Source organism: Burkholderia sp. BCC1047, from assembly GCF_902833155.1.
Lineage (GTDB): Bacteria > Pseudomonadota > Gammaproteobacteria > Burkholderiales > Burkholderiaceae > Burkholderia > Burkholderia sola.
The window spans coordinates 79,701-97,846 of sequence record NZ_CADFEH010000003.1; the positions used below are offsets into that span (position 1 = coordinate 79,701).

The following is an 18,146-nucleotide window of genomic DNA, read 5'->3' on the forward strand; positions in this document are numbered from 1 at the left end:
CGCGCGGCCGGCGACGGCGGGCGGGGCCCGCCGCCCGTTTCATCAAAGCGGGACGACGCTAGTCATGCCGCTGCGGCGGCGCGTATCGGCGTGCCGGTTCGCGACGTGCTGCGCGACGTCGAAGAGGCTGTCCGGCAGCGCGCGCACGGGCAGCGTGATCACGAAGCGCGCGCCGCCGAGCGGCGAATCCTCGAGCCGCACGTCGCCGCCGTGCACCTGCGCGACGCGCCGCACGATCGCGAGCCCGAGCCCGAAGCCGCCGGTCTGCCGGTCGCGGCTCGAGTCGAGTCGCTGGAACGGCTCGAACACGCGGGCGCGCTCGGCGGGCGGAATGCCGGGGCCATCGTCGTCGACGCTCAGCACGAGCGCGCCGGAGCGGTCACGGGCGGCGGCCAGCACGACCTTGCGCGACGCATAGCGCGCGCCGTTGCGGATCAGGTTCAGCAGCGCGCGGGCGACGAGCTTCGGATCGCAGACGTGGGCGGCGGGCGCGTCGAGCGTCGACACGTCGAGCGCGATGCCGCGATCGGCGATGTCGTCCGCGACGTTGCCGGCGACGCTGTCGATCAGCGCGTCGACGACGACCTCCATCGGCGCGAGCTCGCTTGCCCCCTGTTCGAGCCGGCCGATCGTCAGCAGCTCGGTGACGAGCTCGTCGAGTTCGCGCACGTCGCGCCGCAGCGCGTCGCGGCGCTCGCGCATCCGGCCCGTTTCGTCCGCGTCGGCGAGCAGCGCGAGCCCGAACTCCAGCCGGGCGAGCGGCGTTTTCAGTTCATGCGAGATACCGTGCATCATTTCGCGCTGCTGCTTGATCGACGCCTCGATGCGCGCGGCCATGTCGTTGAACTGCTGCGACAGCTCGTAGATGTTCGACTTGCCCGACACCTTCACGCGTGTCGACAGCATCCCGGCGCCGAACGCGCGCGCGGCGTCCTGCAATCGGCGAATGTCGCGCCAGTGATAGTGAATCCACAGCACCACCGCGAACAGCGTCGCGAGCGCGAGCAGCATGTACGCATAGATGCGGATGTCGAGGTCCGGCGCTTCGATCGGGCGCGCATGCAGCACCGAACCGTCCCCGAGCGGCATGTAGTAATCCTTGCCGTTGTAGCTGATCGCGATCCGGCCGGCATCGAGATCGCGCAGCGGCGCGCCGCTCAGTTGCGCGCGTGCGTCGGCCATCGACATGAAGCCGAACCCTTCGCGGCCATGCAGCGCGAGTTCGCGCAGTGCGAGCTCGCGCTGCGCGCCCGGATGGCGTTCGAGGTAGTCGTTCAGCACGAACGAGTAGGTCGTCAGCGAGTCGCGTTGCGCCTGCGCGCCGCGCTCGTAGAAGATCCGGTCGAACGACAACTGGATGAACATGATCGACGCGCCGACGAACAGGATCACGACGAGGTACAACCGAAGCAACGGGCGCAGCATTTATTCGTCCCACGCAGAAGGGCTGAAGAGGTAGCCGCGACCCCAGATCGTCTTGATCTTGTGCGGCTCCGATGACGCATCCTCGAAGCGGCGGCGCAGCTTCGAGATGCCTGAATCGACCGAGCGGTCGAGTCCGTCGAATTCGATCCCGCGCAACTGCTTCAGGATGTCGTCGCGGCTCAGCACGGTGCCGGCCGCGCGCGCGAGAATCAGCAGCAGATTGAATTCGGCGGTTTTCAGTTCGACCGGCTCGCCGCGCCACGTGACGGTGCGGTTCGGCGGCGAAATGGCGAGCTCGCCGAATACGAGCGCGTCGGGCGCGACCGCGGGCGCTTCCGCCGCGGCCGGCTGCGCGCGGCGCAACAGCGCGCGGGCGCGCGCGACGAGCACGCGCGGCTCGATCGGCTTGGTAACGTAGTCGTCGGCGCCCGTCTCGAGCCCGGCGACCTGGTCGTACACGTCCGCCCGCGCGGTCAGGATCAGCACGGGGACGTTGGTGAACGCGCGGATGCGCCGGCAAACCTCCATGCCGTCGAGATTCGGCAGCATCAGATCGAGTATCACGAGGGCCGGCTGGTGCGCGCGCACCGCCGCGACGGCAAGGTCGCCGCGCCGCACGACCGTCACCGCGAATTCATAGCCGTCGAGGTATTCGCGCACGAGCTGCGCGAGGCGGTCGTCGTCCTCGATCAGCAGCACGCGGTATTTGAGTGGAACTTCGTTCATGGTCTCCTCGGGTGCACACGCCATCTCGCACCCGGCAGACCGATGCGCGGCGCGGCACGCGAATTCTATCCGGCGGATCGACCGCCGGGGCAGCGGGGCGACAATCGCGAACAATCGAACACAATTGGGCACACATTTGCCGCACATTCAGGACAGTCTCGGTGCGGGGCGGCACCTAGACTGCGGGCTTCGTCACTCATATCTCAATATTGTGCGCCCATCCCTTCGCCGCTACCGCTATTGCATGCCGCTCGCCGGCCTGACCCTCGCCGCCGCCGCCCACGCGGAAAACCAGTATTCGTTGTCGCTCGGCGGCGGCGTCGCACCGCGCTACCCGGGCAGCAAACAGTATCGCGGCGTCGTTGCGCCGTCGTTTTCCGCCACGTTCGGCAATGGCTTCTTCGTCGACAGCACGCAGGGCGCGGGCTACCGGCTGGACCTGCCGCACGGGGCGTTCGTGTCGGCGGCGGTGAACTACGACGCGGGCCGCGCGGACGAGAACCGCTTCGACCTGCCGGGCTCCGACTACCTGAAAGGCATGGGCCGGATTCCGGGCTCGGTGCTCGTCGGCGTGCGCGCCGGCGTGACATTCTTCGACACGGCGGAGCTGAGCGTCACGATCGATACGCCGGTGACGCATACGTCGCGCGGCGTGTCGGGGCACGTGGATCTCGCGGTGCCGGTGCTCAAGACGTCGCAGCACGAGATCATCGTGACGGGCACCGTGCACGCGGGTTCGGGACGCTACATGCAGACCTTCTACGGCGTGACCGACGCACAGTCGATGACGAGCCGGTTCCGGCCGTATTCGGTGAGCGGCGGGATCGACAGCGCGTCGATGGCGGTTGCATGGAACTGGACGCTGTCGCGGCACTGGTCGGTGCTCGCGACCGGCGGCGTGACGCGGCTGCTCGGCCGCGCGGGCGACAGCCCGATCGTGCAGTCGCGCAGCAACTACTACGGCATCGCGGGCGTGACGTACAAGTTCTGAGCGGATGGCCGACGCGGGGCGGCGCGCGCGGCGCGCACACGATGCGTCGGCGTCGCGCCGTCGCCGCGAACCGCGTGCGGTAACATGCGGGCGGGTTCGGCGTCAGGCCGGCCTCCGACGCGGCGGCGCCGACGCGGCTCGGCCGGGTCGCAAAAGGCCGCCATGCGCGGGCCGGCTCCGGCAGGAAACGGCCGGCAGCGTACGGAATCGATCATGCATGCGATGCCCGGTCGTGCACGAATGCCGCACATGGACCGCCGGGCCGCGACAGGGAGAAACCGATGAAGAACACGATCGCGATACTCGTTGCACTCGTTGCGGGCGCAACCTTTGCAGGATGTGCGGACATGGACACGAAGCACCGCAACGCCACTGCCGGCGGCGCGGCCCGGGCCCCGTTGCAGTCGGGCGCCGCGCAGGCATGCAAGGCGGACGCCGCGCCGGACGATGCGCTGGTCGGCAAGACCGAGGCCGATGCGACCGCGCTGCTCGACGGCTGCCTGTGGCGCGTGCTCGAGCGCGACGGCAAGTCGTTGCCGGGCACGATGGATTACCGGGAGGAGCGCCGCAATCTCGGCATTCGCGACGGGAAAGTGATCTGGGTGCGGCGCGGGTGACGGCGGTGTGACGATTCCGCCACCGGCATCGTCGACGTCGCGCTATCTGCGCGCGTATTTCACGAAGCGCGGCACGGCCGCGCGCGAACTGCCGACGACCGCACGGAAATAATCGCCGCGATGCGCATGCGTTCGGACGCGCGTTACTTCGAGATGTACCACAGCGCGTCCGCGCTCGCGCGCGACGGCTGAGCGGCCGGTGCCTGAGCCGGCGCGGGCGGCGGCGTGTTCGACGTGATGGCCGTCGGCAGCGTGGCGGGAATATTCGCGGTCGACGGCGAGGCCGTCGCCGTGCCCGACGTCGACGGCGTATTCACGTACCACAACGCATCGGCCGACGCGGTGCGTTTCGCTGCCGTATTGGCCGCCGTGTTCGTCGCCGCGTTCATTGCGGTTCCGGCCGACTTCTTCGATGCCGAGGCCGTTGCCCCGGCCGTCGCCGTCCCCGCCTGCGCGGTCATGCCCGCGGCCGCCGCACTGCGCTGCGCGCGCGCTTCGAACGGCCCGAGCTGGAAGATCAACGTTTGCGCGGGGCGCGTCACGACGGCATACGGAAACTGCAGCTCCCACGACATCAGCACGCGCCCGGCCGACGTCTCGGTGAAGATCGCCGGCACATGCTTCATGTCGCTGAACTGCACGTAGACCCGCGCGCCGTCGTCGAACACCTGGGTCGGCTTGGCCTGGTCGGCACCGGTGACCGTCCAGCCGAAGTTGTACGTGCCGGCCGGGCCGGCGGGGCCGCCCTGCGGCGACGCAGGCGGCGAGCCAGGCGATATCGTGCGGGCGCGCGTGACGGGCGGCGCCGACACGCTCAGGCTCGCGAACGGGTTGTACGTCTGTGCCTGTTGCGGCGGCGTAAAGGACGGTGGAAGGATGGGCATGGGAGTATCCGGCGAATCCGGCATGGTCCGGATTGCATCATAGACCTTGCGCGCATACGCGAGGCGCTTGTCGGGCGATGCGGAGTTGTACGCGCCGATCGCGTTCCAGTTGGGGCCGAGCTGGCGGATGTTCTGCGACAGGATCCACGCGCCGACATACGCGTTCGTGCAGGCATCGAACAGGCTTTCCCGCGTGATCCCTTCGCGCGCGAGCGTCGGCAGCCACGTGCTGTTGATCTGCATCAGCCCGATGTCGACCGTGCCGTTGGTATTCGTGTTGACCGCGTTCGGATTCATCCCCGACTCGACCTGCGCGATGCCGCGCATCAGGGCGACGCTGACGTGCTGGAACGCGGCCGCGTCGTCCAGGCAGTCGGCCCGCGCGACGCCACAGAGCGCGCACGACAGCGCGATCGTCGAGGCGATGGTCAGCGCGTGGCGGCTGAGCGGGCGAGTGGTATGACGCGACATGGCAGGATGGGGCGGAATCCGACCGCCCGGTGCAAGGAAATTACGCAGACGCGAAGTGTGCCATAGCAGGCGGGCAAATGGCTCGCGTCAAACTTTCCTTTGCATTTGCCCGTGCGCGCACCGCGCATTTTTATCGCGCCGGATCACGGCCCCACGTGCTACGGAATCGGTAAAAATGGCCGAGATTAGTGCGAAGGCGGATGCAATGGCGATGACCCGAAAGCTGACGTATTACGTCATTCGAGCGGCGAAGCTGGCGATAAGCGGAGCGGAAGGGAAAATTCCCCGCCAACCATTGGCGGGGCGAAAGAAAACGATAAAAAAATTGGCGGCCGAAGCCGCCGTCTGCGCAATGCGGATTCGGCCGGCCGCGCGGCGCGCGGCCGGCCATCCCCCGGAATCGCCGTCAGAAACGGTGGCGCAGCCCGAGGTTGACCATCGTCTGCGAGCTCGTGCCCGCGTAACCGTACGAACCGATCGATGCCTGCGCGGCCATCGAGCCGCCGTTGCCGTCGCCGGTCTGGCCGCTCGCGTGCTGGTACGCGGCGGTCAGGTAGACGTCGGTGCGCTTGGACAGGTTGTAGTCGGCGCCGGCCGATACCTGGTGATAGGTCGCCGACGTGTCGCCGCCCGAGCGCGTGTAGCTGTAGCCGACGCCGACGAGCAGCGCGTTCGTCGCCTGGTAGTTCACGAAGCCTTGCCCCGTGTTGTAGTGCTCGTTCGAGCCGAACACCGAGCTTGCGTCGCGGCGGTACTGCGCGTTGCTGTAGCCGACGCCGAACGTGAATGGCCCGGCGACGTACTGGCCAGCGATGCGTGCGATGCCGAACGAATGCGCGCTCGCATAGCCGCTGTTGATCGGGCCGTCGAACGTGCCGTCCGACGAGCTGGTCCAGCCGTTGCGCACGCCGTTCGACGCGGGGCCGTTGGTCGCGTGGAAGTAGCCGCCCGCGACGCTGAACGGCCCGTTGTTGTACGACACGGCGGCCGAGTACGACTGCGCGGCGCCGGTGCTGCCGGCGATGCCGCCGAACGAATACATCGCCGCGAACTGCAGGCCCGCATAGACGGCCGACGTGTACTTGACCGCGTTGTCGACGCGGAAGCTGTTGTCGTAGTTGTCGACGTCGCCCGGCGTCGCGAACGCGCTGCCCAGATAGTTGTCGGCGGTGATGCCCTGCACGAGATCGATGAGCGGGTCGTACTGGCGGCCGAACGTAAGCGTGCCGTAGCGGTCGCTCGTCAGGCCGACGAAGGCCTGACGGCCGAACAGGCGGCCGCCCTGGCCTTGCCGGCCGTTGCTCGGGTCGAAGCCGTTCTCCAACTGGAACAGCGCCTTGAGCCCGCCGCCGAGATCCTCGGTACCTTTCACGCCCCAGCGGCTGCCGGCGAGATTGCCCGCGCTGCTGTTGCCGAGCATCCACGCGTTGTCCTTGCCTTGGGCATGGTTCACATAGGTGATCGACGTGTCGATCACGCCGTACAGCGTGACGCTCGACTGCGCATGCGCGACGGACGTCGCCGCCAACGACGCGAGGGCAATCATCGAGAGGGCCGTGCGTTTCATTTCATCTCCTGTGCGCGTGAGTGTGGGTTCGTGATCCGGAAGGGCAGGAGACTACAGAGCCGCACTGAAACGGCAAAAATGGAATTCTTCGTTGTGGCCAGATGTAGACAGCGATGTTTCCCGGAATTCACCGTTGAGGGATCGGGATTATTGATAAACGCGTATCAATGGGTTGCCATTCCACCGGTTTTTCAGTGGGCTTTGCGCATGTCGTGATAATTCGGCGTGTTTTGCGGGTGAACTACCGCGATCTCAATATTGTTTTCGATCCGTCAAATCGTTATTTAACGAATTGAATCGGCTGCGCTGAAATGAATGTGATAAATGCGCGTCGCGCGTGAGCGGTGACGGCCTCATCTCGCCACGTCACGAACCGTCGGTGCGTCGTAGCCGCCGCACGTTGAAACTCGGGCCGCGACCTCGCCTTGGCTCGTCAACGCGCCGCATCCGATCGCGGCCGGGCTGCCGGCCGGCGCGACGAACGCGTACGGCAAGCAGGGGCCGATGAGCCGGGGCAAGCCGGGGCTCGGCGCGATCACGATCGCGACCGTGTACGGGCACCCCGACAACGCCGCGATCTTCGCGTACGAGAAAGGCGCGACGATGGACTACGAAACGCTCGCGCCCGCGCGCCGCCGCGACGCCGCCTCGATCAGTTGCGCCAGCGCTTGCGCGGGCTCCGACATCGTGCGCCGCGCACGATGCACGAGCCCGATGTCGCGGTGAAACGTGTGATGCCCGAGGTCGATCGCGCGCACGCCGGCCGGCCAGCGGCGATACACGGCGGTCTGCGGCACGATCGCGACGCCGAGGCCGTTCTCGACCAGCTTGACGATCGCGTCGAGCTCGTCGAGTTCGCAGGTGTCGCGCACCGCGATGTGCATCTTGCGCAGAAAGCGGTCGACCTGGCGGCCGCCGAACGACGCGCGGTCGTAGCGCACGAACGGTTCGTTCGCGAGCAGCGCGGCCCAGTCCTTGCCCTTCACGCCGCGCGGCACGATCAGCCGGAACGGTTCCTGTGCGAGCGTGGTCCAGTGCAGGTCGCTCTGCAGCGCGAACGGCGGCCGGATGATCGCGGCCATATCGATTTCGCCCGCGTCGACGCGGTTGACCAGCTCGATCGACAGCCCGGGTATCACGCGCGTGCGGCACCCGGGTTGGCGGCGATGGAAATCGGCCAGCGCGGCCGGCAGCAGCGCGCTCTGCACCGATGCGATCGCGCCGATCGTCACGCGCACGGCGGCGGGCGAGCCGGGCGCGGCCGAGCTCAGGTTCTCGTACAGGGCGATCAGCGCCTGCGCCTGGTCGAGCACGTGATGGCCCCGCTCGTTGAGCCGCGCCGATCGCCCTTGCCGGTCGAACAGCGCGAAGCCGAGTTCGGCTTCGAGGCGCTGCATCTGGGCGCTGACGGCCGCCTGCGTGAGCCCGATACGGTTGCCGGCCGCGGCAAAGGTGCCTTCGCGGGCGACGGCGACGAGGGTTTTCAGTTCGCGGATCATTCATCAATTCTGTTTGTGAATCAGCCAATTTTATATTGATTTAATTTTTGCTCGGCGTTGTCTACCATGGTGCCGTCCTCGCGCCACGCGAGCGTTTCTTCACGAGGCCATCATCCATCATGAGTCTTTCCCCGTTTCACCTGGCGATTCCCGTCTACGACCTGTCGGCCGCGCGCGATTTCTACGGCCGCGTGTTCGGGCTGGAAGAGGGGCGTTCGAGTGCGCAGTGGGTCGACTTCAACTTTTACGGGCATCAGCTCGTGATCCACGCGCATCCGAAAACCGCGTCGCAGGAAGGCGCGCATACGAATGCGGTCGACGGTCATGACGTACCGGTGCCGCATTTCGGGATCGTGCTCGACTGGGCGAGCTGGGAAGCGCTGGCCGAGCGGCTGCGCGGGTTCGGCGTGACTTTCGTGATCGAGCCGTACGTGCGGTTCCAGGGGCAGGTCGGCGAACAGGCGACGATGTTCCTGTTCGATCCGTGCGGCAATGCGCTCGAATTCAAGGCGTTCCGCGACATCGGCCAGCTGTTTGCGAAGTGACCGGCCGGGGCGCCGGCGCCGATTGACGTTGGGTGCGAGAATGCGGCCTTCGGCCCGGCTGCGCGCAGGCGCGACGGCCGGCGCCGCGCCGCACGGCATCCGTCCGTGCGCGCCCTTCTTCAAGGAACCCGTATGGACAGTCACATCGCGCCGGTGGCGCTGAACAAGGCCTACCGTCTGCTCAATCACGGCCCGACCGTGCTCGTGTCGGCCCGCCACGACGGCGTCGACAACGTGATGGCCGCCGCGTGGGCGTGCGCGCTCGATTTCCTGCCGCCGAAGCTGACGGTCGTGCTCGACAAATCCGCGAAGACGCGCGAGCTCGTCGAGCGCAGCGGCACGTTCGTGATCCAGGTGCCGACGGCCGCGCAATTGCAGCTCACGCATGCGGTCGGCAGCCACAGCCTCGCGCAGCGGCCCGACAAGCTGCGCGAAGCGGGCGTCACGCTGTTCGACGTCGACGGTCACGACTTGCCGTTCGTCGCCGGCTGCTCGGGCTGGCTCGCGTGCAGGCTGATTCCGGAACCGCACAACCAGCAGACCTACGACCTGTTCATCGGCGAGGTGATCGGCGCATGGTCGGACACGCGCGTGTTTCGCGACGGCCACTGGTATTTCGAATCGGCCGATCCCGCGCTGCGCAGCCTGCACTACATCGCGGGCGGTAATTTCTATGCGATCGGCGAATCGCTGCACGTCGATCCGGACGCGTAGTAAGCGCCGCACGCTCTTTCCCGAATCGGGCGCGCTTCATGCGCGCTTTTTCAATTCCGCCAGCATGAGATCGGCGAACGCCTGCGCGACGCGCGGCAGCGTGCGCCCGCGCTTCGCGACGAGCGCGATCGGCCGCACGAACGCGGGATCGTCGATCGGCTTCGCGACCAGTTCGGGTTCGGCGCGCACCTCGCGGGCGGTCGCGGGCAGGATCGTCACGCCGAGGCCGCCGCGCACCATCGCGACGGCCGTCATCATGTAGGTCGGCTCGCACGCGATGTCGGGCGTGCAGCCGGCCGCGTCCAGCGCGGCATCGACGACGCTGCGCACGCTCGTGCCCTGCGCGGTCAGCACGAGCGGCACGCCGGCGACGTCGGCGGTGGTGACGCGGCGCTTGCGCGCGAGCGGATGATCCTGCGGGCACACGGCGACGAGCCGGTCGGCGCCCGCATACAGCACCTCCAGCGACGCATCGAACGTATCGCCGCCGGTCAGCCCGAGATCGGCATCCTCGTTGCGCACCAGCGCCGTGACGAGGCTCGCGACGCCGTCGCGGATCTCGAAGCCCGCGCGCGGCACGTCGCGCCGGAATGACTGGATCAGCTCCGGCAGCACGCTCGACGCGAAGGTCGGCAGGCACGCGAGCCGCACCGTGCCGCTCGCGCCTTCGCCGAGCGCACGCGCATCGCGCAGCACGCGCTCCATGTCGTCGAGCGAGCGCTGCAACAGCGGCAGCAGTTCGCGCCCCGTCTGCGTGAGCGCGACGCTGCGGCTGTTGCGGTCGAACAGGCGCGCGCCGACGATGTCCTCGAGCCGGCGGATCTGCACGGTCAGCGCCGGCTGCGACAGGTGCAGCCGCGCGGCCGCGCGCGTGAAGTTGCCGGCGTGCGCGACGGTGACGAACGCGCGAATGTCGCGAAGATTCAGATCCATAACGATTCGTGATTGCTGCGATCAAATCATTTCAATTGTGCTATCGCTGCGCCGACCTTACGCTCGTCTCCAACAAAAGACAAGGTAGGAGACACGGATGCTGCCGTTACTCGGGCTGGGCACGATCGTCGTGCTGCTGGCCGCCATTCTGTCGAAGCGGATGTCGCCGCTCGTCGCGTTGATCATCGTGCCGATCGCCGCGTCGCTGATCGGCGGCTTCGGACTGCACACCAGCAAGTTCGTCATCGACGGGCTGAAGGGGCTCGCGCCCGTCGTCGGGATGTTCGTGTTCGCGATCCTGTACTTCGGGACGATCACCGACGCCGGCACGCTCGACCCGATCATCGACCGGATCCTGCGCGCGGTCGGCACGCGGCCCACGCGCATCGTGATGGGCACGACGCTGCTCGCGCTGCTGATCCACCTCGACGGCTCGGGCGCCGTGTGCTTTCTCGTGACGATTCCTGCGGTGCTGCCGCTGTACGACCGGCTGAAGATGGACCGGCGCGTGCTGGCCGCCGCGGTATCGATGGCCGCGGGCATCAACTTCCTGCCGTGGACGGGGCCGATGATCCGCGCGTCGGCGTCGCTGCACCTGCCGGTGTCGGCGCTGTTCAATCCGCTGATTCCGGTACAGGCGATCGGGCTCGTGTTCGTGTTCGGCGTCGCGTACTGGCTCGGGCGGCGCGAGGAGAAGCGGCTCGGCCTGTCGCGCGACGATGCATCGATCCCGCTGCCCAAACGCGAACTGACGCCCGACGAGCAGGCGCTGCGCCGGCCGCACCTGTTCTGGTTCAACCTCGTGCTGACGCTCGTCGTGCTCGGCACGATGGTCGTGATGGGCGAGAAGATTCCGCCCGCGATCATGTTCATGGTCGGGCTGTGCATCGCGCTGATGGTGAATTACCCCGACGTCGACATGCAGAGGAAGCGCATCGACGCGCATGCGCGTGCCGCGCTGATGATGGCCGGCATCCTGCTCGCGGCCGGCGTGTTCACCGGGATCATGCAGGGCAGCGGGATGCTGAAGGCGATGGCGCAGGCGGCGGTCGGCTTCGTGCCGCCGTCGATGGCCGGCCATATCCCGGTCGCGCTCGGCGTCGCGTCGATGCCGCTCAGCATGCTGTTCGATCCCGATTCGTTCTACTTCGGCGTGCTGCCCGTGATTGCGGAAGTGGCCGGCCAGCTCGGCGTGTCGGCCGTGCAGGTCGGGCAGGCGGCGCTGCTCGGCCAGATGACGACGGGCTTTCCGGTCAGCCCGCTCACGCCGGCGACGTTCCTCGTCGTCGGGCTGTGCGGAATCGAGCTGGCCGAGCATCAGAAATTCACGTTTCCGCTGCTGTTCGGCGCGTCGATCGTGATGACGATCGCGTGCGTCGTGCTCGGCGTTTTTTGATTCTTTCCGGCGGCGTACGCCGCCGGACGACGGTACGGACATGACAGCAAAGCCATCACACGAACGGCGCGTGCGCATCGGCGCGGGCGCCGGCTACTCGGGCGACCGGATCGAGCCCGCGGTCGAGCTGGCCGAACACGGGCAACTCGACTATCTGGTCTTCGAATGCCTGGCCGAGCGCACGATCGCGATCGCGCAGCAGGCACGCCGCAAGGATCCGGCGCTCGGCTACGATCCGCTGCTCGACGCGCGGATGCACGCGGTGCTGCCGATTGCGGCGGCGAAGCGCGTGCGCATCGTGTCGAACATGGGCGCGGCGAACCCGCGCGCGGCCGCCCGACGTACCGCGCAGATCGCGCAGTCGCTCGGCATCGCGGGGCTGAAAGTCGCGGCGGTCGAAGGCGACGACGTGCTCGACGTCGTGCTGCGCGGCGCGTTCCGCTTCGAGGAGTCGGGCGACGACGTCGCCGCGTATCGCGACCGCATCGTGTCCGCGAACGCGTATCTCGGCGCCGCGCCGATCGTCGACGCGCTCGCGGCCGGCGCGGACGTCGTGTTGACCGGGCGCGTCGCCGATCCGTCGCTGTTCGCCGCGCCGCTGATCCATGCGTTCGGCTGGCGGATGGACGACTGGGACACGCTGGGGGCGGCGACCGTCGTCGGCCATCTGCTCGAATGCGCGGGGCAGGTGACGGGCGGCTATTTCGCCGATCCCGGCTACAAGGACGTGCCGAATATGGCGCGGCTCGGCTTCCCGATCGGCGAGGTCGCGGCCGACGGCTCGGTCGTGATCACGAAGGTGCCGCACGCGGGCGGCCGCGTGAGCGCGGCGAGCTGCAAGGAACAGCTGCTCTACGAGATTCACGACCCGGCGCGGTATCTGCAGCCGGACGTCGTGGCGGATTTCACGCGCGTGGCGGTCGCCGAGGAAGCGGCCGATCGCGTGCGCGTGACGGGCGGGCGCGGCACCGCGCGGCCCGATACGCTGAAGGTATCGGTGGCTTACGTCGACGGCTGGATCGGCGAAGGCCAGATCTCGTACGGCGGCCCCGGCGCGCTCGCGCGTGCGCGTCTCGCGCTCGACATCGTGCGCGAGCGGCTCGCGCTGACCGGCGTCGCGGCGAGCGAGCTGCGCTTCGACCTGATCGGCGTCGACGCGCTGTATGGCGACGCGACGCCGGCCGTGCGCGGCGAGCCGGCCGAGGTGCGCGTGCGGGTGGCCGGCCGCACGGCGAATGCCGCCGAAGCCGCGCGGATCGGCAACGAAGTCGAGACGCTCTATACGAACGGGCCGGCCGGCGGCGGCGGCGCGTTCAAGTCGACGCGCGAGGTGATCGCCGTGCAATCGGTGCTGCTGCCGCGCGCGGCAGTGACGCCGTCGTTTTCATTCGTGGAGGCTTGATGCAACTGCGTGAACTCGCGCATGCGCGCACCGGCGACAAGGGCAATACGCTGAACGTGTCGATCATCTGCCGCGATCCGCGTCACTACGACCATCTGCGCACGCATCTGGATGCGCAAGCGGTGAAGAGATGGCTCGCGGGCATCGTGCACGGCGACGTCGTGCGCTACGAATTGCCGGCGCTCGGCGCGTTCAACTTCGTGCTGCGCGATGCGCTCGGCGGCGGGGTGACGCGCTCGCTCGCGCTCGACGCGCACGGCAAGTCGGTCAGTTCGGCGCTGCTGGCGATCGAGGTGCCCGATCCGGTGTGACGGCGTGACGGTGTGCGTGGCCAACCGGGTGCGCGCTCACGCTCACATTCGGACTCACGGGATCGGCAGGTCGCGATGCCCGTCCGCGTGCTCGATGCGCGCGCCGGCGACGTGCACGCGCTGATCCCGACGATAGTCGTGGATCGCGCGCTGCAGGTTGTCGTGCGTGTCGCCGTCGCGACCGGCGCGCTGGGCGATGTCGAGCTTCAGTGTCACGGGCGGTGTCGGTGGATGTGCTTCGTCGCGCGTGCGTGTACGCTACGGCCTCGCGGGCCGATGCCCGCGCGTACCGAACGGAGCCAGGAGTGAAGAACGAGATCGTAGCGCCGACCGGCGCGAAGGGCGCGGCCATCGCGATGCGCGTCGCGCTCGCATGTGTCGGCGCGCTGACCGTGCACGCCGCCGCCGCCGCCGCGCCGGCGTCGTGCAACGAACGCCTGACGGCGCTCATCGTCCCTGCACTGCGGCAGACCGCGTTTGCCCGGCGCGACATCCATGCCGACGTGGACGAGCGCAACGGCGACGTCTACCGGATCCGCCTGTTCACGACGCCTGACCATCCGGGCACGCCGAATCGCGAAGCGACGCTCGGGTGGGTGACGCTCGATACGCGGACGATGCAGGTGCTCGACGTCACACGCGACCCCGACCGGCCGGACGTGCTGACGGTCGACCGGCGCGCGCTGTCGCGTTTCGTGGCGACGTGCGCGGTATCGGCGACGCCGGTACACAGTGCCGTCGATTGCGATGCGCTGAACCGCCGTGCGCAGGCGCAAGGCGATTATGTGATGGGCAGCGACGCCGGGCGCGTCGTCATCGGCAACGGGCGGTTGCCGTTCTTTTCCGCACCGGACGACGCATGCAGGATCGACGGGCTCTTCATCGTCGAGCACGACCACGTCGACGCGCGGACTGAGTACGGCCGCTTCACGTCGGTCGTCTACTTGAATCCGCGTACGCGCGGTATCGCCGAAGGGTGGGTGCGAACCGCGCGGCTGAAGCCCGATGGCACCGGCATCGCGCCCCGGCAACCTTGATCCGTCGAGTTTGCAACAATCCGCCACACATCCATCCGACCGAACCTCGTCATGACTGTCCAGAACCGGAACCGACGTCTCAAGCCGCTCGCGGCTTCGCTCGCCGCCCTCGGCGCGTTCGCGGCACTCACGGCGCTCGCCGCGCTGTCGCCCGTTCATGCCGCCGAGCCGGCCCAACCCGACCGTCAACTGAAAACCTTCATCCACGACACGTACGGCGACTGGCGTGCGGACCGCAAGGGCTGGCAGGCGGAAGAGGGCGATTTCATCCATTCGCCGTGCGGCGTGCTGCGCGTGGCGACCGCGGACGGCCCGCGCATGCTGCTTGCGATGTGCGGCGAGACCGACGCGGCGGTGCAGAACGGGATGCCGGGCATGGATTCGGATGCGACGCCGGGCGCGATCGACCTGTACGTGCTGCAGCCTGCGCCGGACGGCAGGACGCTCGAGCCGGTCGCGAAGAAAACGGAGATCGCATCGGGCGAGCGCGGCGAACCGGGCACGGTGCGCATCGAGCGGCTCGGGCCGCACCTGTTCGGGTTCGTGATCGGCGAAAGCGATACGCGGCAGGGCTACACGCAACGCTTTCGTTCGATCTGGCTGCCGTACGGCAATGCGCTGGTGCATGCGGCGGCGCGCATCGACGAGGCGCTCGACAATGCCGAGTCGACGGAATGCGCGCATGCTCGCGCGCGTTGCGAGGAACGCCGCTTCGAGATCGCGCCGGACACGACCGGCTCGGGCGACGTCTACCCGCTGACCGTCACGGAAACCGGTACGCGCGGCGACAAGGCGATCCACGCACGCTACACGGTGAAGTTCGACGCCGCGCGCGGCCGCTACGTCGTGCCGAAGGCGCTGCGCGACGGGTACTGATCCGCCGCGCGGGAACGGGCGGCATGGCGCCGCCCGCGCATCACACGTACAGGTAGCGCACCAGGTGGAAGAACACCGGCGCGGCGAAGCAGATCGAATCGACGCGATCGAGCATCCCGCCGTGGCCGGAGATCATCGAGCCCCAGTCCTTCGTGCCGAGCGAGCGCTTGACGGCCGACAGCACGAGCCCGCCGACGAAGCCCGCGATCACGATCGCGAGCGAGATCCCGAACGCGGCGCCGAAGCTGAACGGCGTCACGCGATACAGCGACGCGCCGCACAGCGTGGCGAGCAGGCCGCCGCCGACGAAGCCCTCGATCGTCTTCGACGGCGACAGCTGCGGCGCGATCTTGCGGCGTCCGAACAGCTTGCCGACCACGTATTGCAGCACATCGCTGATCTGCACGACGAACAGGAAGAAGAACAGCAGCAGCGCGTTCTGCCCGGCGTAGCGCGGGATGTCGAGGATCAGCACGGCCGGCGCGTGGCTCAGCCCGTACACGCACACCATCAGCGCCCAGTTGATCTTCGCGTTGCGGCTCAGGAACTCGCGCGTGTCCTGCGTGAGCGCCGACACGAGCGACATCGCGAAGAACAGGTGCACGGGCACGAAGATCGAGTACATCCCGTACCAGTTGATCCCGAGCAGCAGGTACTGCACGGGGATCGCGATAAAGAATGCGATGAAGAGCGTCGTATGGTCGCTCGCGGTGGTCGGCGTGAGCGTGATGAATTCGCGCAGCGTCAGGTACGACAGCAGCGCGAACACCAAATATGTGACGTTGTTGCCGAGGCCGATCGCGACGGCCATGATCGCGATCATCGCCCACCACGCGCGGATGCGCTGGTTCAGGTTGACGATGGTCGCGCTCGTGCCGCCGCTGCGCGCGCCGAGGATCGCGCCGATCACGGTCGCGACGACGAGCACGCCCGTGACGCCCGCGACCAGTTCCCAGAAGAGGGTTCGCATGGTTGGTATCCGGAAAAGGGAGAAGGGGGCGCGCCGCGTTCAGCCGGCCGGCCGCTGCGGCGGCGCGAGCGCGATGACCGCGTCGCGCATGCGGGCGAGGAAGGTCGGCTTGTCTTCCTGGGCGCCGAGCGCTTCGTTCGCGCCGAAATGCACCTTGCAGATCAGCGGCACGGGCCAGATCGCGCCCTTCGGCATGATGCGCTGCAGGTTCTCGAGGTACACGGGCGCGAGCGCGACGTCCGGGAACTCGGTCGCGAGATGGAACAGCCCGCTCTTGAACGGCTGCGGCAGCACGTCGGCGCCGCGCGTGCCTTCGGGGAAGATGATGATCGAATGACCCTGGCGCAACGCGTCGCGCACCGGGTCGAGCGGATCGCCGCCCGATTCGCGATGACGGTCGATCAGCACGACGTTCAGCAGCTTCTGCGCGATGTGGCGCTTCAGGTCGCTGCTGTCCCAGTAGTCGCGCGCGGCGACCGGCCGCACGACCGCGCGCACGTCGCGCGGCAGCGCGGCGAGGATCGCGAGCGTGTCGATGTGGCTCGTATGGTTCGAGAAATAGATCTTCTGCGTCGGGGACGGCGGCGCCTGATGCCAGACCGGATACGCGCCGGCGACGAGCCGCACGATGGACAGCAGGAAGTCGCGCTGCCAGACGTTGACGATGTTCATCGGCGCGCGGCCTCCTGCGTGCATGCCCGGCCCGCCGCGCACGCGCGGCGGACGGAACCCCGGAATGCCGGCGCGGCAGGATGCGCGCCGAACGGCTCTTGTTTAAATTTTTTCAAAGTTCGTGGCTGCCTGTCGCAGGTCCGCGATAATCGGACGATTCGCCGTCGCACGCGGTCGCGTCGCGGCGAATGCGCCGGTCGGCGGTGTGATAATCGGCTGTTGCACGAGTGCCCGTCTGCAGTTCGAATGGATCTCGCGGCGATCGGGCCAGCGGATTATCGCGAGTTTCGCCGAAAAACGCCAGATTGGCGCCACGCGGGCCGGCCGGGCCGCCTGCTTGACGCATCGGGGCGGCTCGGCGACGATGGGGGCCGTTCAATCCTGGCCGACGACGGCCGTTTCGCCGCCCGGGGCATGGCGGCGGGAAACGCATCCAACCGTGCCGCGCGAATAATACGAATACGAAACGATGAGCCTCTACGCACTCAAACCCAAATTCCAGAACCGTCTGCGCCCGTTCGCGAATTCGCTGGCCGAACGCGGCGTTACGGCCAACCAGGTCACGCTGTTCGCGGCCGGCGGCTCGATCGTCGTCGGCGCGCTCGCCGGGCTCGGCGTATTCGCCCGCGCGCTGTTCCTGCTGATTCCGCTGTGGCTGTTCGCGCGGATGGCGCTCAACGCGATCGACGGGATGCTCGCGCGCGAGCACGGGCAGAAGAGCACGCTCGGCGCGTACCTGAACGAGCTGGGCGACATCGTGTCCGACGTCGCGCTCGTGCTGCCGTTCCTCGCGATTCCCGCGTTCGCGCCGGCGGACGTCTGGCTGTTCGCGCTGACGGCGGTGATCGTCGAATGCGCGGGGCTGATCGGCCCGCTCGTCGGCGCGACGCGCCGCTACGACGGCCCGTTCGGCAAGAGCGACCGGGCGCTGGCCCTCGGCGCGTTCGCGCTGTGGATCGGCCTCGGCTTCCCGGTCGGCGGTGTCGCCGCGTGGCTGTGGCGGCTGTTGATCGTGCTGTCGATCGTGACGACGGTGCGGCGCGTGCAGGCCGGCGTCGCCGAAGCGGGCCGCTGACGGGCCGCGCCGGAGGGCGGCGCCACATGATTCGA

The 18,146-nt window shown here is 68.2% G+C and carries 20 protein-coding genes and 1 pseudogene; 11 read left to right on the top strand and 10 right to left on the bottom strand.

What is annotated here, in order from left to right; translation table 11 throughout:
- Positions 1-42: 42 nt before the first annotated feature.
- A complete protein-coding gene (locus tag HWX55_RS04325) occupies positions 43-1,425 on the bottom strand; it encodes an ATP-binding protein (RefSeq protein WP_175974251.1) in 1,383 nt (460 codons plus the stop codon).
- Positions 1,426-2,151 (bottom strand): response regulator, encoded by a 726-nt coding sequence (locus HWX55_RS04330; RefSeq protein ID WP_175974253.1) that lies wholly within the window; start codon positions 2,149-2,151, stop codon positions 1,426-1,428. It abuts the gene before it with no gap.
- 244 nt (positions 2,152-2,395) lie between these two features.
- Here HWX55_RS04330 and HWX55_RS04335 point away from each other — a divergent pair, with 244 nt between their 5' ends.
- Positions 2,396-3,142 (top strand): MipA/OmpV family protein, encoded by a 747-nt coding sequence (locus HWX55_RS04335; protein WP_175974255.1) that lies wholly within the window; start codon positions 2,396-2,398, stop codon positions 3,140-3,142.
- Positions 3,143-3,423: 281 nt separating this feature from the next.
- Complete coding sequence (locus HWX55_RS04340) at positions 3,424-3,759, top strand: hypothetical protein (RefSeq protein WP_175974257.1); 336 nt, start codon at positions 3,424-3,426, stop codon at positions 3,757-3,759.
- A gap of 143 nt (positions 3,760-3,902) precedes the next feature.
- On the opposite strand, the gene HWX55_RS04345 is transcribed toward HWX55_RS04340, so the two are convergent.
- Positions 3,903-5,114, bottom strand: a complete 1,212-nt coding sequence (locus HWX55_RS04345) for a transglycosylase SLT domain-containing protein (RefSeq protein ID WP_175974259.1) — start codon at positions 5,112-5,114, stop codon at positions 3,903-3,905.
- A 406-nt stretch (positions 5,115-5,520) separates the two neighbouring features.
- The gene (locus HWX55_RS04350; protein ID WP_175974261.1) at positions 5,521-6,681 is read right to left on the bottom strand and encodes a porin; all 1,161 of its coding nucleotides are present in this window, start codon (positions 6,679-6,681) and stop codon (positions 5,521-5,523) included.
- A gap of 426 nt (positions 6,682-7,107) precedes the next feature.
- Between HWX55_RS04350 and HWX55_RS36000 the strand changes: the two are divergent.
- A pseudogene (locus HWX55_RS36000) lies at positions 7,108-7,317 on the top strand (hypothetical protein); the annotation flags it as partial.
- Here HWX55_RS36000 and HWX55_RS04355 read toward each other — a convergent pair.
- Positions 7,290-8,180: a LysR family transcriptional regulator gene (locus HWX55_RS04355; RefSeq protein ID WP_175974263.1), complete on the bottom strand. Its 891-nt coding sequence runs from the start codon at positions 8,178-8,180 to the stop codon at positions 7,290-7,292. The pseudogene HWX55_RS36000 and the gene HWX55_RS04355 overlap by 28 nt on opposite strands.
- 119 nt (positions 8,181-8,299) lie before the next feature.
- Between HWX55_RS04355 and HWX55_RS04360 the strand changes: the two genes are divergently transcribed.
- Both HWX55_RS04360 and HWX55_RS04365 read left to right on the top strand, forming a co-directional pair.
- Positions 8,300-8,725, top strand: coding sequence for a VOC family protein (locus HWX55_RS04360; protein WP_175974265.1), 426 nt, complete (start codon positions 8,300-8,302; stop codon positions 8,723-8,725).
- Between the two features lie 132 nt (positions 8,726-8,857).
- Complete coding sequence (locus HWX55_RS04365; RefSeq protein WP_175974267.1) at positions 8,858-9,439, top strand: flavin reductase family protein; 582 nt, start codon at positions 8,858-8,860, stop codon at positions 9,437-9,439.
- Positions 9,440-9,475: 36 nt separating this feature from the next.
- Here HWX55_RS04365 and HWX55_RS04370 read toward each other — a convergent pair whose 3' ends face one another.
- A complete protein-coding gene (locus HWX55_RS04370; protein ID WP_175974269.1) occupies positions 9,476-10,372 on the bottom strand; it encodes a LysR family transcriptional regulator in 897 nt (298 codons plus the stop codon).
- Positions 10,373-10,469: 97 nt separating this feature from the next.
- Here HWX55_RS04370 and HWX55_RS04375 point away from each other — a divergent pair, with 97 nt between their 5' ends.
- The 3 genes from HWX55_RS04375 to HWX55_RS04385 are packed head-to-tail and all read left to right on the top strand — an operon-like array spanning position 10,470 to position 13,481.
- Entirely contained in the window at positions 10,470-11,768 is a 1,299-nt protein-coding gene (locus HWX55_RS04375; protein ID WP_175974271.1) for a citrate:proton symporter, read from the top strand.
- 40 nt (positions 11,769-11,808) lie between these two features.
- Complete coding sequence (locus HWX55_RS04380) at positions 11,809-13,170, top strand: acyclic terpene utilization AtuA family protein (protein ID WP_175974273.1); 1,362 nt, start codon at positions 11,809-11,811, stop codon at positions 13,168-13,170.
- Complete coding sequence (locus HWX55_RS04385; protein ID WP_175974275.1) at positions 13,170-13,481, top strand: hypothetical protein; 312 nt, start codon at positions 13,170-13,172, stop codon at positions 13,479-13,481. Before HWX55_RS04380 ends, HWX55_RS04385 begins: the two co-directional genes overlap by 1 nt.
- Positions 13,482-13,535: 54 nt before the next feature.
- On the opposite strand, the gene HWX55_RS04390 is transcribed toward HWX55_RS04385, so the two are convergent.
- Positions 13,536-13,697 (bottom strand): hypothetical protein, encoded by a 162-nt coding sequence (locus HWX55_RS04390; RefSeq protein WP_175974277.1) that lies wholly within the window; start codon positions 13,695-13,697, stop codon positions 13,536-13,538.
- 89 nt (positions 13,698-13,786) lie between these two features.
- On the opposite strand from HWX55_RS04390, the gene HWX55_RS04395 reads away from it, so the two are divergent.
- Both HWX55_RS04395 and HWX55_RS04400 read left to right on the top strand, forming a co-directional pair.
- Positions 13,787-14,518 carry a hypothetical protein gene (locus HWX55_RS04395; protein WP_244140484.1) on the top strand — a complete coding sequence of 244 codons (732 nt, stop codon included), beginning with the start codon at positions 13,787-13,789 and terminating at the stop codon, positions 14,516-14,518.
- A gap of 51 nt (positions 14,519-14,569) precedes the next feature.
- On the top strand, positions 14,570-15,394 hold the full coding sequence (locus HWX55_RS04400; RefSeq protein ID WP_175974279.1) for a topoisomerase IV: 825 nt from the start codon (positions 14,570-14,572) through the stop codon (positions 15,392-15,394).
- Between the two features lie 40 nt (positions 15,395-15,434).
- Here HWX55_RS04400 and HWX55_RS04405 read toward each other — a convergent pair whose 3' ends face one another.
- From HWX55_RS04405 to HWX55_RS36005, 3 genes are all read right to left on the bottom strand, one after another.
- A complete protein-coding gene (locus HWX55_RS04405) occupies positions 15,435-16,364 on the bottom strand; it encodes a phosphatidate cytidylyltransferase (protein ID WP_175974281.1) in 930 nt (309 codons plus the stop codon).
- 39 nt (positions 16,365-16,403) lie between these two features.
- Complete coding sequence (locus HWX55_RS04410; RefSeq protein WP_175974283.1) at positions 16,404-17,036, bottom strand: lysophospholipid acyltransferase family protein; 633 nt, start codon at positions 17,034-17,036, stop codon at positions 16,404-16,406.
- Positions 17,037-17,148: 112 nt separating this feature from the next.
- Entirely contained in the window at positions 17,149-17,382 is a 234-nt protein-coding gene (locus HWX55_RS36005; protein WP_244140485.1) for a hypothetical protein, read from the bottom strand.
- A gap of 123 nt (positions 17,383-17,505) precedes the next feature.
- Between HWX55_RS36005 and HWX55_RS04420 the strand changes: the two genes are divergently transcribed.
- On the top strand, positions 17,506-18,111 hold the full coding sequence (locus HWX55_RS04420) for a CDP-alcohol phosphatidyltransferase family protein (RefSeq protein ID WP_175974285.1): 606 nt from the start codon (positions 17,506-17,508) through the stop codon (positions 18,109-18,111).
- Positions 18,112-18,146 lie beyond the last annotated feature (35 nt).